This window comes from Streptomyces sp. NPDC018610 (assembly GCF_044391765.1).
Classification (GTDB): domain Bacteria; phylum Actinomycetota; class Actinomycetes; order Streptomycetales; family Streptomycetaceae; genus Streptomyces.
In genome coordinates this window covers 631052-644887 of the sequence record NZ_JBISAL010000002.1, presented here as the reverse complement: position 1 = coordinate 644887, position 13836 = coordinate 631052, and the positions used below count along the sequence as shown (strand labels likewise).

Below are 13836 nucleotides of genomic sequence, written 5' to 3'. Positions count from 1 at the left end.
CCGAACGAGAGGCCCTCCGGGTCAGGCCGGCCGTCGCAGCACGGTCAGGCTGCGGTCTGCCAGCGTGAGCCGGTCGCCGGCCCGCACCTTGCGCCCGCTGCCGGCGGGGAGCGGCCGCGGGCGCGCCGTGTCGACGACCACCTCCCACTGGCGGCCGTGGTCCACCGGCACGACGAAGTCGAGCGGCTCGGGCGCGGCGTTGAACATCAGCAGGAACGAGTCGTCGGTGATCCGCTCGCCGCGCTGGCCCGGCTCCGAGATCGCGTTGCCGTTGAGGAACACCGTGAGCGCGGAGGCCTGTGCCGAGTCCCAGTCCCGCTGTGCCATCTCCTTGCCCTCCGGGGTGAACCAGGCGATGTCGGACAGGTCGTCGTGGGTGCCCTCCACCGGCCGGCCGTGGAAGAAGCGGCGCCGGCGGAAGACCGGGTGGTCCCTGCGCAGGGCGGCCATCGCCCGCACGAAGTCCAGCAGGCCGCCGGCCTCCTCGCTCTCGCCGTCCTCCTCCCCGGACCCGGGCCAGCGCACCCAGGACAGCTCGTTGTCCTGGCAGTAGGCGTTGTTGTTGCCCCGCTGGGTGCGGGCGAACTCGTCGCCGTGGCTGATCATGGGCACGCCCTGGGAGAGCATCAGCGTCGCGACGAAGTTGCGCATCTGTCGCGCCCGCAGCCGCAGCACGTCCTCGTCGTCGGTGTCGCCCTCCGTGCCGCAGTTCCAGGACCGGTTGTGGCTCTCGCCGTCCCGGTTGTCCTCGCCGTTGGCCTCGTTGTGCTTGTCGTTGTAGGACACCAGGTCGTGCAGGGTGAAGCCGTCGTGGCAGGTGACGAAGTTGATCGAGGCCAGTGGGCGACGGCCGTCGTCCTGGTAGAGGTCGGAGGAGCCGGTGAGCCGGGAGGCGAACTCCGCGAGCGCCCGCGGCTCGCCCCGCCACAGGTCGCGGACCGTGTCGCGGTACTTGCCGTTCCACTCGGTCCACAGCGGCGGGAAGTTCCCCACCTGGTAGCCGCCCTCGCCGACGTCCCACGGCTCGGCGATCAGCTTCACCTGGGAGACCACCGGGTCCTGCTGGACCAGGTCGAAGAACGACGACAGCCGGTCCACCTCGTGGAACTGCCGGGCGAGCGTGGCCGCGAGGTCGAAGCGGAAGCCGTCCACGTGCATCTCGGTGACCCAGTAGCGCAGCGAGTCCATGATCAGCTGGAGCACGTGCGGGGACCGCATGAGCAGCGAGTTGCCGGTGCCCGTGGTGTCCATGTAGTAGCGCGGGTCGTCGGTGAGCCGGTAGTACTGCGGGTTGTCGATGCCCTTGAAGGACAGCGTCGGGCCCAGGTGGTTGCCCTCGGCGGTGTGGTTGTAGACCACGTCGAGGATGACCTCGATCCCGGCCTCGTGCAGCGCCCGGACCGCCGACTTGAACTCCAGCACCTGCTGGCCGCGGTCGCCCCAGGAGGCGTAGGCGTTGTGCGGGGCGAAGAAGCCGATGGTGTTGTAGCCCCAGTAGTTGGACAGGCCCATGTCGGCCAGCCGGTGGTCGTTCACGAACTGGTGTACGGGCATCAGCTCCAGCGCCGTGACGCCCAGTTCGGTCAGGTGCTCGATGACCGCCGGATGGGCGAGGGCCGCGTAGGTGCCGCGCAGCTCCTCGGGCAGCCCCGGGTGGCGCATGGTGAGGCCCTTGACGTGCGCCTCGTAGAGCACCGTCTCGTGGTAGCCGCGCCGCGGGCGCCGGTCGTCGCCCCAGTCGAAGTACGGGTTCACCACGACCGACGTCATCGTGTGCGGCCCCGAGTCCAGGTCGTTGCGCCGCCCGGGATCGTCGAAGTGGTAGCCGTACACCTCCTCTCCCCAGTCGATCGCACCGCTGATCGCACGCGCGTACGGATCGAGCAGCAGCTTCGCGGAGTTGCAGCGCAGCCCGCGCTCCGGGGCGTACGGGCCGTGCACCCGGAACCCGTACCGCTGTCCCGGCATGACCCCCGGGACGTACGCGTGCCGGACGAACGCGTCGCTCTCCCGCAGTTCCACCGCCGTCTCCGAGCCGTCGTCGTGCAGCAGACACAGCTCTACTCGGTCCGCGGCCTCCGAGAAGACCGCGAAGTTGGTGCCGGCGCCGTCGTACGTGGCGCCGAGCGGATACGCCTCTCCAGGCCAGACCTGCATGGACACGACTCTTTCAGGTGTGCGGCGCCGGGGTGGCGCCCTGGCCCCGAGTGTCCCCGAAAGTGAGAGCGCCACCTATGACTTCTGCCGGGTGCGTCGCCCGGGTCAGCGGACCTTCCTGCCCGGGACGGTGCCCGTCAACGCTATGAATAACCTCACTCCGCCCCGGCACGCGGACCGGAACGGACGGAAAGCGTGGGGAAGTTGAGAAAGGAGCTGCCCATCCGGCTGCACCGCGGACCGCTCCCGGAGTACCCTTCCTTGATCGTTGGGACGGGGAGAGCTCGGGGGAGCGGAAGGCGGTGCACGGGTGGGCTCGGGAGGCCTGGAGCTGCCCCCTGGTGACGAGGGTCACGAGGGGAACTCCACAGACGTCCCGCCCGGCGCGGTGTCCCTGGCCCGGCCGATGGACGCCGGCGCCATCGGCCCGGAGCTGGACTGGGACGCCGACGCCTGGCGCGAGGTGCGCACCCGCGCCCAGCGGGCCGGCCGGGCCTACATCTGGCTGAACCTGGTCGAACAGAGGCTGCGCGCCGTCGTCGCCGCCGTGCTGCGGCCCGTCTACGAACCCGTCCACGGCGACGACTGGGTGGTCGCCGCCGCCGGGCCGGCCGGCCAGGAGTGGGCGCAGCGCGCCGTCGCCGTCCGCGAGGTCAGCCGCCGCAAGGGCTATCTGCTCGACCCGGCCGACGACAACGTCATCAGCTTCCTCACCCTGCCCCAGCTGCGCGAGCTGATGGTGCAGCACTGGCCGTGCTTCGAGCCGTACCTCGACGACCGCCGCGACGTCGAACTCGCCCTGGACGAGCTGGAGGTGACGCGCAACGTCGTCTCCCGCAACCGGGCCCTGTCCGAGGCGGTGCTCGCCCAGGCCGAGCGGGCCTCCGCACGCCTGCTGGAGATCCTCGGCACCGGTGGCGACGTGCCCTCCGCCCGGCGGCTGCCGGTGGACGCGGTGGAGGACCTGATCGGCGACCGGTACGCCGACGTGGTCGCCGTCCACTCGGACCGGGTGCGGCTGCTGCGCCAGTTCCCGGCCGAGGACATCTTCGGCGGCGCCCGTCGCCTGGACGCCATCGGCATCGGCCTCAACCTGCTCGTGCAGAACTTCTCCGGCCGCCGCCTGGTGCGGCTGGCCGAGTCCGGCTGCCGGGTGCGGCTGCTGTTCCTGAACCCGGCCTCCAGCGCGGTCAAGCGGCGCGAGCGCGAACTCGGTCTCAAGCGCGGCGAGCTGAGCCGGTCGGTGGAGATGAACATCCTGCACATGCGCCGGGTGCGCGCCCGCCTGCGCGACCCGGGCGCCTTCGAGATCCAGGTCTACGACGAGACGCCGCGCGTCACGGCCTACCTGGTGGACGGCGACGGCGCCGACGGCATCGCGGTGACCCAGTCCTATCTGCGGCGAAGCCGGGGCATGGAGGCGCCGGTGTTCGTGCTGCGCAACGGGAGCAAGGTGGTCAAGTCGGGCGAGGTCGACGAAGGGGGACTCTTCGCCGCCTATCGCGAGGAGTTCGAGATGATGTGGGTCGATTCGCGCCCGGTGTCCTGAGACGTCCTCGACCTCCGGTCGAGCGGACGGTGCGAGGCTGCCGGGCGGAACGCGGTCCTCTGATTGTCAGTGGCTCGTGCGAAGGTGAGAGCAACTGGGGGAGAGCACCACGAGAAGGGGGGCCGCCATGGGCTGGCACCAGGAGCTGCTGATCGGCTTCGACCTGGAGACGACGGGGACGGATCCGCGTGCGGCGCGCATCGTCACGGGAGCCGTGATCGAGGTCAGGGACGGAGAGCCGGCCGGGCGCCGGGAATGGCTGGCCGACCCGGGGGTCCCGATCCCGCCGGACGCGGTCGCCGTGCACGGCATAAGCAACGAGCGGGCCGCCGCCGAGGGCGCCCCCGCCGACCGGGTCGCGGACGCCCTCGCCGACGTCCTGACCGGCTACTGGCGGGCGGGGGCGCCGGTGGTGGCGTACAACGCGGCCTTCGACCTGACCCTGCTCTCCGCGGAACTGCTGCGGTACGGGCTGCCGTCGCTCAGCGACCGCCTGGGCGGCGCGGAACCGGGCCCGGTCGTCGACCCCTACACGATCGACCGCTGGGCCGACCGTTACCGGCGCGGAAAGCGCACCCTGGAAGCGGTCTGCACGGAGTACGGCGTGGTGCTGGAATCCGCCCACGACGCCTCGGCCGACGCGCTGGCGGCGGCCCGACTGGCCCGTGCGATAGCCGTCCGCCACCCCAAGGTCGCGGCCCTCGGTCCGGCGGAGCTGCACCGCGCCCAGATCGAGTGGTACGCCGCCTGGGCGGCGGACTTCCAGGGCTTTCTGCGCCGCAAGGGCGATCCGACCGCGGTGGTCGACGGGGCGTGGCCCTTGCGGGAGCTGACGGGCGAGCGGGTCTGAGCCCGACGCTGCCCGCGGTGGGGACGCGTGGCGCGGGACGTCCCTGACCGGGGCGGCCGGGTCCGGTGCTCGCGCCCGGCGGGCGGGCCGGGGCGCCGGCTTCAGAAGGGGTACCAGCGCACCGATTCGTCGCCGTCCCGCAAAGACGCCACCCGGCGTTCGAACTCGGCCAGCGCCTTCGGGTTGCTCGGGGCGTGCTGGGCGACCCAGGCACAGCTCGCCGTCTCGCGGGCGCCGCGCAGCACCGAGCAGCCCGCCCACTCCCGCACGTCCCAGCCGTACGCCGCGGTGAAGGCGTCGTACGCCTCGGCGGGCAGGCCGTAGCGGTCCCGGGACAGGACCATGACCACGAGATCGTGCTCGCGCAGGTCGGCGGAGAAGGTCTCCAGGTCCACCAGGACCGGTCCGTCCGGTCCGATGTGCACATTGCGCGGCAGCGCGTCGCCGTGGATCGGGCCGGGCCGCAGGTGCGGGACGAGCGCGGCGGCCGCTGCCGCGAACCCGTCGCGCCGTTCGCGCAGATACGCCGCGTCCGCCGGGTCGATCGCGTCGCCCGCGAGCCGCAGCCAGCGCTCCACTCCGCCCAGCAGTTCGCGGGGCGGCAGCCCGAAGCCGGGGGCGGGCAGCGCGTGCACGACGCGCAGGAGCTCTGCCAGGTCCCGGGATTCGGCCGGCCGCACCGGGTCGGGCAGCCGGTGCCACACGGTCACCGGGTGCCCGTCGACCAGCCGCGCCTCGGGCTCCGCCGCCCGCACCGCGGGAACGCCGGCCTCGGCCAGCCATCGCGCGATCCGCAGCTCGCGCCGGGCGCGGTCCAGCAGCTCGGCGTCGCGGCCCACCTTGACGACGAGGTCGCCCGCGGCGAAGACCGCGTTCTCGCCCAGGGCGAGCAGCCGCGCCTCGTCCGCCGCTTCGGCCGCCACTTCCGCCGCGGCCAGTACAGCCCGCGCCCGCGCCTCGTCCATCGTCCGCCTCCCTGTCCGTCATCGTCCGGCGGCGGCTGTCGTCATCCGCCGCCGGAGGGTCAGTGTCGCATCAGCACTGGTGGAAGGCGTGCGCGGTTAATGCTTTGTACGAGACGTCTCGTCTCGTCTAGGGTCTCGGGCATGACCAGTCGCGCTCATATCGCCATGTTCTCCATCGCCGCACACGGCCACGTGAACCCCAGCCTGGAGGTGATCCGCGAACTCGTCGCCCGGGGCCACCGGGTGACGTACGCGATCCCGCCGCTGTTCGCCGAGAAGGTCGCCGAGACCGGTGCGGAGGTGAAGCCCTGGAACTCCACGCTGCCCACCCCCGACGACGACCCGTCCGCCTGGGGGACGACGCTGCTGGACAACGTCGAGCCGTTCCTGAACGACGCGATCCAGGCGCTGCCCCAGCTCATCGACCTCTACCGTGACGACGAGCCGGACCTCGTCCTGCACGACATCACGTCCTATCCGGCCCGCGTCCTGGCCCACCGCTGGGGCGTGCCCGCCGTCTCCCTCTCGCCCAACCTCGTCGCCTGGGAGGGCTACGAGGAGGAGATCGCCGAACCGATGTGGGCCGAGCCCAAGAAGACCGAACGGGGTCGGGCCTACTACGCCCGCTTCGAGTCCTGGCTCAGGGAGAACGGCATCACCCAGCACCCGGACCCCTTCACCGGCCGGCCCGCCCGCTCGCTCGTCCTGATCCCGCGCGCGCTGCAGCCGCACGCCGACCGGGTCGACGAGCGGGTGTACTCCTTCGTCGGCGCCTGCCAGGGCGACCGCGCGGAGCAGGGCGACTGGGAGCGGCCCGCCGGCGCGCGGAAGGTGGCGCTGGTGTCGCTCGGCTCCGCCTTCACCCGTCAGCCCGCCTTCTACCGCGAGTGCGTCGAGGCCTTCGGCGACCTGCCGGGCTGGCACCTGGTGCTCCAGATCGGCAAGCGGGTCGACCCCGCCGAGCTCGGCGAGGTGCCCGGGAACGTGGAAGTGCGCTCCTGGGTGCCGCAGTTGGCGGTCCTGCGCCAGGCCGACCTGTTCGTCACGCACGCCGGGGCAGGCGGCAGCCAGGAGGGGCTGGCCACCGGCACACCGATGATCGCCGTACCGCAGGCCGTCGACCAGTTCGGCAACGCCGACGTGCTCCAGGAGCTCGGCGTCGCCCGCCACCTGCCCATGGAGGAGGCGACCGCCCGGACCCTGCGCGATACCGCCCTCGCGCTGGTCGGCGATCCCGAAGTGGCCCGGCGGCTCGAGGAGATCCAGGCCGGCATGGCCGAGGAGGGCGGGACGCGTCGGGCGGCCGACCTGATCGAGGCCGAACTGCCCGCCGCCCGCCGCTGACCCGGCCCGGCGGCCCGGGCCCCGGGAAGGGCGGACACCGCGCCGGGGCGCGCGGCACGGCACGCGAAAGGGCGGGGCCCGCCGGCTCATGAGCAGCCGCGGGCCCCGCCCCCGAGGACCGGGGAGACTCACACCCCCAGACGCTCGCCCCGCCTCGGAGCGGGCGGGGCGGCCACCGCCTCCGGGGACTCGTCGTGGGTGAGGTCGGGCAGGCGGTGCAGCCACCTGGGCAGGTACCAGTTGCGCTCGCCCAGCAGCGACATCACCGCCGGCAGCAGCACCCCGCGGATGACCGTGGCGTCGATCAGCACCGCGGCGGCCAGGCCCACACCCATCTGCTTCATCGACTGCATCGAGAGGGTGCCGAAGATCGCGAACACGGCGACCATGATGACCGCGGCGCTGGTGACGACCCCCGCCGTGGTGACCACGCCGTGCTGGACGGCGTCCTTGGTGCTGCGGCCGCGCAGTCGCGCCTCACGGATCCGGGACACCACGAACACGTGGTAGTCCATCGACAGGCCGAACAGGATCACGAAGAGGAACAGCGGCAGCCACGTGACGATCGCGCCGACGCCCTCCGCGCCCACCAGGGAGGCGCCCCAGCCGTGCTGGAAGACGGCGACGAGGATGCCGTAGGCCGCGCCCACCGACAGCAGGTTGAGCAGGATCGAGGTGATCGCCACCGTCAGCGAGCGGAAGGACAGCAGCATCAGCAGGAAGGCGAAGACCACCACGAACGCGAAGACCGGGACGACCGAGCCGAGGAGCTGGTCGTTGAAGTCGACCGAGCCGGCGACCTGACCCGTGATCGGCGCCCGTACGCCCTCGACCTTGCCGAGCGTGGCGGGCCGTACCTCGTCGCGCAGCTCGGCCAGACTCCTCCCGGCCCGGTCGACGTCGGAACCGCCCACCAGCGGGACGGAGACCAGGGCGATGTTCCGCTCCTCGTACAGCTTGACGTCCACCGGGCCGCGCGAGGCACCCGAGGAGACGGCCCGCTCCTTGAACGCGGCCAGCGCGGAGCGCACCTCGGGGGCCTTGATGTCCTTGGCGCTGACGATCACCTGGGCCGGCTCGGAGCCGCCCGGGAAGGCGTCGTTGACCCGGTTGTAGGTCTGCACGATGGGCAGCGAGTCGCCGAACTCCTGGTCCAGCGTCAGCTGCGAGGTCTTCATGCCGAGCGCCGGCGCGGCGACGGCCAGCAGCGCCCCGACCGCGACGACCACGCTGACCACCGGCCTGGCCAGTACCCGCCGCAGCACGGCGGTCCAGAACCGGCTGCCCTGGTCGGGCGTGGTGCGCCGCCGCCTCAAGAAGGGGATGCGGCCCTTCTCGACCCGCTCGCCCAGCAGCGACAGCAGCGCCGGCAGCACGGTCACCGAACCGACCATGGCGACCGCCACCACGATCAGCGAGGCCAGACCCATCGCCTCGAACTCGGCGATCCCCGTGAACAGCATGCCCGCCATCGCCACGCACACCGTGACACCGGAGACGACGATCGCCCGGCCACTGGTCGCTGCGGCGATGCGCAGCGCGCTCTCCGCGTCCCGCCCGGCGGCCCGCTCCTCACGCTCGCGGCGCAGGTAGAACAGGCAGTAGTCGACACCGACCGCCATGCCCACCAGCAGCATCACCGAGTTGGCGGTGTCGCTCATCGGCTGCAGATGGCTGACGATGCCCATCACGCCCATCGTCGCCATGATCGCGGTGATGGCCAGCGCCACCGGCAGGAGCGCGGCCACCAGCGCGCCGAAGGCGATCAGCAGGATGCCGAGCGCCACCGGCACGGCGGAGAACTCGGCCTGCTGGAAGTCGTCCCCGAAGGCGTCGGAGTACTGCTTCTGCATGCTCGCGCCGCCGATCTCCTCGATCCGCAGCGACGCGTGCGCCTTCTGGACGCCCTCGACGGCCTTCAGCACCGGCTCGATCCGGTCCCCGGCGGTCTCCGCGTCACCGCGCACGTCGAACCGCACGAGCGCGCTCCGGCCGTCCCGGGACACGGTCTTCGTGTCGTACGGCGACTTGACGTTCGTGACCCGGCCGGTGGTGCCGACGGCCTCGACCACGTCGGCCACGGCGGCCCGGAAGCCGGCGTCGGTGGCCTTCACGGACCCGTCCCTGCCCTGGATCAGGACGGTCTCGCTCGCCGGCTCCTTGATCCCCGCATCCTCGATGATCTTCGCCGCGGTGTGCGTCTCGCCGCTGAGCTGGTCGCTCTCCTTGACGTCCACCCGGCCCGCGGCCGAGCCGAGCCCCATCGCCAGCACGACGAACAGCACCCATATGCCGACGGCCGACCAGCGGTGCCGGGCGCTCCAGCCGCCGGCCCGCGCGGCGACGCCCCGCACCCGTGATCCCCGGTTCCCCATGACGGGCTTGCCCCCTTAAGGCCCTCTCGTCGGGCCCCTGCGCGCGGCGCCGGCCCCCTGCCGCCGCCTTCCGTGTCGAAGGTATGGGCCGGACCACGCCATCTCGTCGTGCTCCTCGGTGAGGTGCGGCCGCCGCCCGTCCTCCCCTCGTAGCCCGGTTCCTCCGCACTGGGGAGGACAACGGCCCCTTACACCTACCTCCGCCTCTCGGGGGCCGTGGTCAGGGTGGTCCCTTCGGTGCCGGGCGTCGCGAACCGGCGGACCGTTCCGGACAGCCCTTAGGCTGAGCGGATGACGACGTACGCGGCGCTGCTGCGCGGGATCAACGTGGGCGGCAACCGCAAGGTGCCGATGGCGGAGTTGCGCGACCTGATGGAGGAGCTGGGGCACGGCGCCGTCCGCACCTACCTCCAGAGCGGCCAGGCGGTCTTCTCCCGCGACCGCGGTGACGAGGAGTCGCTGGCGGCGGAGCTCGCGGCGGCGATCGAGAAGCGGTTCGGTTTCGCGGCGGACGTGATCGTGCGCGGTCACGACTATCTGCGGGCGGTCGCCGAGGCCTGCCCGTTCCCGGCCGCCGACCTCCAGCCCAAGCAGCTCCACGTCACCTACTTCTCCGCCCCCGTCACCGAGGACCGCTACGCCGGGATCGACCGGGCCGCCTTCCTGCCCGAGGAGTTCGCGCTCGGCGACCGCGCCCTGTACCTGTACGCCCCGGACGGCCTCGGCCGCTCCAAGCTGGCCGAACAGCTCTCCAGACCGCGTCTGAACAAGGACCTGACCGCGACCAGCCGCAACTGGAACACCGTGCTCAAGCTCGTGGAGATGACGGCGCCCGCCAGGGACTGAGCCGGCCCGGATCCGTCACCGCGCGGTGACACAGTGACACCCGGGCGCCGTCTGACGCTGAATCAAGTGAACCGGCCACCGGCCCCCGGGAGGCCGCCGCCCGACGGGCGGGGCCGGGTGCGCCCGCGGGCCGGCACCACAGGGGAGCGCCGGCCCGCGGACGTCCGGTGTCACGCGCCGACGGCCGCCACCACCGGCCGCCGGGCGGCGTCGTAGCGCTCCAGCAGCACCCGCGCCACCTCCGGCGCCGGGCCCAGCACATCGGCCAGGACGTCCGCCCCGGCCGCGCCCCGCGCGATGCGGTCCGGCAGGAAGCCGGGGGCCAGCACGTACGGCGCGACGGCGACCCGGGCGCAGCCCAGATCGCGCAGTTCGCGCACCGCGTCCTCGGTGCGCGGAAGGGATGCGGAGGCGAACGCAGGCCGCACGGCGCACCAACCGGTGTGCCGCCACTCCCGCGCGATTTCTGCGATCACTGCGATCGCCTCCGGGTCGGTGGACCCCGCCGAGGCCAGCACGACCCCGGTCGAGGACTTGTCGGCGGGGGACAGCCCCGCCTCGCGCAGCCGGCGCTCCAGGGCCCGCGTCAGCAGCGGGGACGGGCCCAGGACGTCGGCCTGTCGGATCCGCAGCCGCGCCGGCGCCTGGCGCAGCACCGCCGGGATGTCCGCCTTGGCGTGGAAGGCGCGGGTCAGCAGCAGCGGCAGCGCCACCACGTCCCGCACGCCCTCGGCGGCCAGGGACTCCAGCACACCCGGGACGGAGGGCACGTTGAAGTCCAGGAAGCCGGTCTCCACCCGCACGTCGGGGCGCGTCGCCCGCACCCGCCGTACCAGGGCGTGCACGGTCGCGGCATGGCGCGGATCGCGGCTGCCGTGGGCGATGACCAGGAGAACCGGCTTGTGGGTCACGGGCGTTCAGCTCTTCACGAACAGGCCGCGGCTGCGCAGCACCCACCGCTCCAGCGGACTGAAGATCAGCAGGTCGATGGCGATGCCGACGAACAGGATCAGGACGATGGCCTCGAAGACCATGGACATGGAGCTGGCGTTGCGGCCGTTCTCCAGCAGCGCGCCCAGGCCGATGCCCAGGTCCGGCGAGGAGGCGATGATCTCCGCCGCCATCAGCGAGCGCCAGGAGAACGCCCAGCCCTGCTTGAGGCCGGCCAGATAGCCCGGCAGCGCCGCCGGGAGGACGATGTGCCAGGCCCCCCGCACGCCGGTCGCGCCCATGGTGCGGCCCGCCCGCAGGAACAGCGGCGGCACCTGGTCGATGCCGGAGACCAGGCCGTTGGCGATGGAGGGCACCGCGCCGAGCAGGATCACCGCGTACATCATCGAGTTGTTCAGGCCCAGCCAGATCACCGCCGGCGGCACCCACGCCACCGACGGCAGCGACTGCAGGCCCGACAGCACCGGGCCGATGGCGGCGCGCACGAACTTCACCCGCGCCACCAGCAGTCCCAGCGGGGTGCCGATCGCCAGCGCGAACAGGAAGCCCAGCAGACCGCGCGAGACGGACGTCCAGATGAACCCGAGCAGGGTGCCCTGCAGCCAGGCGTCCTTGAACTCGGCGCCCACGTCGGACGGGGAGGGCAGCTTGGTCGGGTCGTCGACCACCTCGAAGGTGATCAGCGCCTGCCACGCCAGCAGCACCACCACGGCGGCCACGACGGGCGGGAGGATCTTGTTGACGAGGGTCTGCCGGAACGGCGTGCGACCGCTCGGGGCGGTCTCCAGCGCGTCGAGTCCGGCCTCCACGCCGGCCAGTCCGGCGCCCTGGGCCGTCTTCGTCTCAGTGCTGGCCATGGCGGCGGATCTCCCCACGCAGTACTTCGGTGATCTCCAGGGACAGTTCCGCGACCGGAGCGTCCTCGATGCGGCGCGGCTGCGGGATGTCCACCGTCCACTGACGGGCCACCCGGCCCGGCCGGGAGGACAGCAGCACCACGCGCTGCGCGAGCCGCACCGCCTCGCGCACGTTGTGCGTGACGAACAGGACGGAGACCCCCGTCTCCTGCCAGACGCGGGTCAGCTCGTCGTGCAGCACGTCCCGGGTGATGGCGTCCAGAGCCGCGAACGGCTCGTCCATCAGCAGCAGGTTGCTCTCCTGGGCGAGCGCGCGGGCCAGCGCCACGCGCTGGCGCATGCCGCCCGACAGCTCGTGCACGCGCTTGCCGTACGCGCCGCTCAGCCGCACCAGGGCGAGCAGCTCCTCGGCCCGGCCGCGTCGCTCCGGCTTCGGCACGCCCCGCAGCTTCAGGGCGAGTTCGATGTTCTTGCCCGCGGTCAGCCACGGGAACAGGGCGTGCTCCTGGAACATCAGGGCGGGGCGGCCGTCCGTGGTGATGGAACCGGCGCTGGGCCGGTCCAGGCCCGCTACCAGGTTCAGCAGCGTGGACTTGCCGCAGCCCGAGGCTCCCAGGAGGGTGACGAACTCGCCCGGGGCGACATCGAGACTGATGTCGTCCAGGACCAGCTGCTGCCCGCCCGGAGCCGCGAAGGACTTCGAGACGTTCTCAAGGCGCGCCGCGTGCTCTACGGACTCGGCGGCCTTGGCGAAGGTCGTGGCCATGGTCGTCACCTCCTGGGAACTCTTCGGCTACGGGCTCTACTTGACGCCGAGACCGGCGTCGCTGACGGTGGGCTCGCCCTCGGTCTTGAGGACCTTGTTCAAGAGGGTGAGGTCGTAGATGCCGTCCAGCTCGGGCTGCTTGAGCAGACCGGCCTTCACCGCGTGCTCCGCCTCGGTGTCGAGGGTGGCGGCCAGCGGGTCGTCGATGATCTGGATGGACTTCCACGCCGGGTCCAGGACCTCGGCGGGCAGCGCCTTGCCGGAGTCGACCGCCAGCTGCTGGTTGGCCGCCGCCTTCGCCTCGTCGGGGTTGGCGTTGATCCACTTGTTGGCCTCGACGGACGCCTTCAGCACCGCCTCGACGGCGTCGGGGTGGTCCTTGAGGAAGCCCTGCCGCACGATGATGTTCGTGATCACGAACTTCTTGTCCGGCCACAGCGTGGACTCGTCCAGGAGCACCTTGGCGCCCTCGGCGACCAGCTTGGAGGCGGTCGGCTCCGGCACCCAGGCGCCGTCGACGGAACCGGACTTGTAGGCGTCCGGGGTGACCTTGTTGTCGGTGCGGACCACCGACACGTCGCCCTTGCCGCTCTGCGCGTCGACCTTCCAGCCCTGCTCGGCGATCCAGTTGAGGAACGCCACGTCCTGCGTGTTGCCCAGCTGCGGGGTGGCGATCTTCTTGCCCTTGACGTCCTTCAGGGACTTGATCTTCTCCGGGTTCACCACGAGCTTGACGCCGCCGGAGGCCGAACCGCCGATGATCCGCAGGCTCTTGCCGTCGGACTTGGTGTAGCCGTTGATCGCCGGGGAGGGGCCGATCCAGCCGATGTCGATGGAGCCCGAGTTCAGCGCCTCGATCTCGGAGGGGCCGGCGTTGAAGATCTGGTACTTGGCCTCGGTGGCCCCGAGCGACTTCTGGAAGAAGCCCTTCTGCCGCCCCACCAGGGCGGAGGCGTGCGTGATGTTGCCGAAGTAGCCGATCTTGACGGAGTCGAGTCCGTCGATCTTCTTCGCCCCGGCGGCGACCTTCTGTGCGGAGTCGTCGTCCTTGGCCTGGGATCCGTAGCTGCAGGCGGCCAGTGCGAGCAGTGGAAGGGCGACGGCGGCCGCGAGGCCGCGGCGGAGTATGGCGGAGGTGTGGACAGGCACGGGAGGCGGTCCTCTCGGAGGCCCGGC

11 protein-coding genes are annotated in these 13836 nt (G+C 72.1%); 4 read left to right on the top strand and 7 right to left on the bottom strand.

The features are described from left to right. Positions 1 to 21: 21 nt before the first annotated feature. Positions 22 to 2157 (bottom strand): glycogen debranching protein GlgX, encoded by a 2136-nt coding sequence (gene glgX / locus ACH5A8_RS08185; RefSeq protein ID WP_398999233.1) that lies wholly within the window; start codon positions 2155 to 2157, stop codon positions 22 to 24. A 310-nt stretch (positions 2158 to 2467) separates the two neighbouring features. Between glgX and ACH5A8_RS08180 the strand changes: the two genes are divergently transcribed. Both ACH5A8_RS08180 and ACH5A8_RS08175 read left to right on the top strand, forming a co-directional pair. After that, positions 2468 to 3706 (top strand): SAV2148 family HEPN domain-containing protein, encoded by a 1239-nt coding sequence (locus tag ACH5A8_RS08180; protein ID WP_398999231.1) that lies wholly within the window; start codon positions 2468 to 2470, stop codon positions 3704 to 3706. Between the two features lie 127 nt (positions 3707 to 3833). Further along, a complete protein-coding gene (locus tag ACH5A8_RS08175; RefSeq protein WP_398999229.1) occupies positions 3834 to 4556 on the top strand; it encodes a 3'-5' exonuclease in 723 nt (240 codons plus the stop codon). A 101-nt stretch (positions 4557 to 4657) separates the two neighbouring features. Here the strand turns inward: ACH5A8_RS08175 and ACH5A8_RS08170 are convergent, their stop codons facing one another. Next, positions 4658 to 5521, bottom strand: coding sequence for a phosphotransferase enzyme family protein (locus ACH5A8_RS08170; RefSeq protein WP_398999228.1), 864 nt, complete (start codon positions 5519 to 5521; stop codon positions 4658 to 4660). Positions 5522 to 5620: 99 nt separating this feature from the next. On the opposite strand from ACH5A8_RS08170, the gene mgt reads away from it, so the two are divergent. Then, positions 5621 to 6865, top strand: coding sequence for a macrolide-inactivating glycosyltransferase (gene mgt / locus ACH5A8_RS08165; protein WP_398999226.1), 1245 nt, complete (start codon positions 5621 to 5623; stop codon positions 6863 to 6865). A gap of 128 nt (positions 6866 to 6993) precedes the next feature. Here the strand turns inward: mgt and ACH5A8_RS08160 are convergent, their stop codons facing one another. Further along, entirely contained in the window at positions 6994 to 9240 is a 2247-nt protein-coding gene (locus ACH5A8_RS08160; RefSeq protein WP_398999224.1) for an MMPL family transporter, read from the bottom strand. A 291-nt stretch (positions 9241 to 9531) separates the two neighbouring features. On the opposite strand from ACH5A8_RS08160, the gene ACH5A8_RS08155 reads away from it, so the two are divergent. After that, positions 9532 to 10086 (top strand): DUF1697 domain-containing protein, encoded by a 555-nt coding sequence (locus tag ACH5A8_RS08155; protein WP_398999222.1) that lies wholly within the window; start codon positions 9532 to 9534, stop codon positions 10084 to 10086. 170 nt (positions 10087 to 10256) lie between these two features. Here the strand turns inward: ACH5A8_RS08155 and ACH5A8_RS08150 are convergent, their stop codons facing one another. From ACH5A8_RS08150 to ACH5A8_RS08135, 4 genes are read right to left on the bottom strand one after another with little or no spacing between them, the layout of a single operon-like run. Beyond that, positions 10257 to 10997 (bottom strand): sirohydrochlorin chelatase, encoded by a 741-nt coding sequence (locus ACH5A8_RS08150; RefSeq protein WP_398999220.1) that lies wholly within the window; start codon positions 10995 to 10997, stop codon positions 10257 to 10259. 6 nt (positions 10998 to 11003) lie between these two features. Beyond that, the gene (locus ACH5A8_RS08145; RefSeq protein ID WP_398999218.1) at positions 11004 to 11894 is read right to left on the bottom strand and encodes an ABC transporter permease; all 891 of its coding nucleotides are present in this window, start codon (positions 11892 to 11894) and stop codon (positions 11004 to 11006) included. Then, a complete protein-coding gene (locus ACH5A8_RS08140) occupies positions 11881 to 12660 on the bottom strand; it encodes an ABC transporter ATP-binding protein (RefSeq protein ID WP_398999216.1) in 780 nt (259 codons plus the stop codon). Before ACH5A8_RS08140 ends, ACH5A8_RS08145 begins: the two co-directional genes overlap by 14 nt. 36 nt (positions 12661 to 12696) lie before the next feature. Then, on the bottom strand, positions 12697 to 13809 hold the full coding sequence (locus ACH5A8_RS08135; RefSeq protein ID WP_398999214.1) for an aliphatic sulfonate ABC transporter substrate-binding protein: 1113 nt from the start codon (positions 13807 to 13809) through the stop codon (positions 12697 to 12699). Between the last annotated feature and the right edge of the window lie 27 nt (positions 13810 to 13836).

Bases quoted from the DNA above. Each gene is read 5' to 3' on its own strand.
- glgX (WP_398999233.1), bottom strand. From the start codon at position 2,157: ATGCAGGTCTGGCCTGGAGAGGCGTATCCGCTCGGCGCCACGTACGAC.
- ACH5A8_RS08175 (WP_398999229.1), top strand. From the start codon at position 3,834: ATGGGCTGGCACCAGGAGCTGCTGATCGGCTTCGACCTGGAGACGACG.
- ACH5A8_RS08155 (WP_398999222.1), top strand. From the start codon at position 9,532: ATGACGACGTACGCGGCGCTGCTGCGCGGGATCAACGTGGGCGGCAAC.
- ACH5A8_RS08160 (WP_398999224.1), bottom strand. From the start codon at position 9,240: ATGGGGAACCGGGGATCACGGGTGCGGGGCGTCGCCGCGCGGGCCGGC.
- mgt (WP_398999226.1), top strand. From the start codon at position 5,621: ATGCTTTGTACGAGACGTCTCGTCTCGTCTAGGGTCTCGGGCATGACC.
- ACH5A8_RS08170 (WP_398999228.1), bottom strand. From the start codon at position 5,521: ATGGACGAGGCGCGGGCGCGGGCTGTACTGGCCGCGGCGGAAGTGGCG.
- ACH5A8_RS08145 (WP_398999218.1), bottom strand. From the start codon at position 11,894: ATGGCCAGCACTGAGACGAAGACGGCCCAGGGCGCCGGACTGGCCGGC.
- ACH5A8_RS08140 (WP_398999216.1), bottom strand. From the start codon at position 12,660: ATGGCCACGACCTTCGCCAAGGCCGCCGAGTCCGTAGAGCACGCGGCG.